Source organism: Enterobacter sp. MGH 38 (assembly GCF_000492855.1).
In the GTDB taxonomy this organism is placed as follows: domain Bacteria; phylum Pseudomonadota; class Gammaproteobacteria; order Enterobacterales; family Enterobacteriaceae; genus Enterobacter; species Enterobacter hormaechei_C.
The window spans coordinates 1-1,694 of record NZ_KI535609.1; the positions used below are offsets into that span (position 1 = coordinate 1).

The following is a 1,694-nucleotide window of genomic DNA, read 5'->3' on the forward strand; positions in this document are numbered from 1 at the left end:
TCGGTTTGGTAGACAGCAATGGTGTCATCCCATTAGAACTGGGAGGAACAGGTGCAAAGACTGCCAGTTCTGCACTCTCAAACCTTGGCGCGCTGGGCTTGAGCGGAGGTACATTAACGAATGCTCTGAATATCGCAGGTATCGCTGGCAACCCTTACGCTTTTACCGTTGAAGGACTTTCAACGGTGGGTAGTGTATGGGCTCATACGGTGATGGTTAACGGTACTCCTCGCTTCAGGGCAGGTGTTGCAGGCATTGGTGGTGCCGTCTCTTACCAAATCGCAGGAAGAAATAATGGCACCGATGCATTCTCAACAATGCTGTCTGTGAAGCCAGGCTCAGTTGTTTACACTTCTGAAAATACCACTAAATCCTCCGATGGCACGCTGAAAGCAGCTTCGCCGGTGGCCAGAATCGTGAAATCTCAGAACGAGAATCAGCGCACCGATATTGATGAAAATGATTTTATCTGGTGCGGCTGCGGTACTGCGAACACCGAAGCTGAAGGAATCAAAATTTCCCGGGTCGATGTTGGTGTTTATGTGCTGACAGGTTCGGCAGGCCTGGCGTCAGAGGGATGGCAGTTACTGCCGCCAATGGACCCTGTCGGCATGGGGGAACTGGGTGTAGTTGAGGCAGAGCAAACCGAAAACGGAGGACTGACTATCCGCCTGTTTAAGCGAAAATACCTGCTAGGCGATGACGGGGAGATCGTCAAAACGAAAGGGGAACCGATGGACGTGCCAGCGAACAGCTGGATCGATGTTCGCCTGGATATGCCTGATGATTCTGCCTTTAATCAGCGGATGAGTCAGGGACTTGAGCCATAGCCGCACGTTGATTCCAGATACTGTTTTGCGGCATCTCTACACGGACACTGACAAACTGATCGGCCGGAATGTCGGCCGCTTCGCCATCTGCGAGACCTTCCCGGGAGTTCCTCGCAAATATCGGTGCCGTCGAGTATTCCCGGTGGAATGTTTTCACGAGCACTGACCCGTCGGCATTTACCTCATAGTCAAGCCAGATCAGGGCCTGCCCGTTGCGATCTTTAGGAATATCAAAACCGCCATCAATCCCACCCCACGCCGCATCAGAGTTCATACCCATGCAGCCCTCGATCAGATACTCTCCGGCTTTCATACGAGTTACAGAACAGCCTTCTGATTCGTCATTAGTTTCAAACGAACCGTCTGCAAAAAGCTTAACTACTGGGGATGCAGCCTTGAGCGTTCCGTCACTGGCTTTCGTGGTGTTCTGCGTCGAATAAATGGTGTGCGTCGTGGAGAACCCTACGTTAGCATTGCCCTGAATTGTTCCATTACCCTGACGATATTTGAGGCCCTGAGAGGTGGACGCTAACTGCCACGACACATAGCCACCACCCGACGAATCATGCCAGCCACGGAGTGTTAACATGCCCGTGTAAGTATCAACTCCGCTGCCTCCACCCCATCCATTTCCTCCAAGCTGTATGCCAAAAGACATGCCGAGCGGATATTGTGAAATACCATCATAAGAGGCAAGGTTCCTGTAATCGCGATGAACCTGGACCATAACAGCGGCTCCGTTGATGTACGACGACACCGGGGCAAACTGATTATCAACGTCTCTTGTAGCGCTATTTCCCAAACCGAGGTTTGTGCGTGCGTCAGCGGCATTCGTTGCCCCGGTCCCACCCTGGCTAATTGGGA

The 1,694-nt window shown here is 52.2% G+C and carries 2 protein-coding genes; one reads left to right on the top strand and one right to left on the bottom strand.

The annotated features are described in order from the left end of the window. Positions 1-5: 5 nt before the first annotated feature. Positions 6-830, top strand: a complete 825-nt coding sequence (locus L384_RS22860; RefSeq protein ID WP_251997979.1) for a phage tail fiber protein — start codon at positions 6-8, stop codon at positions 828-830. Here L384_RS22860 and L384_RS00005 read toward each other — a convergent pair. After that, positions 796-1,694: phage tail fiber protein (locus tag L384_RS00005; RefSeq protein WP_032628501.1), on the bottom strand; the 899-nt coding region annotated here is incomplete at its 5' end. The genes L384_RS22860 and L384_RS00005 overlap by 35 nt on opposite strands.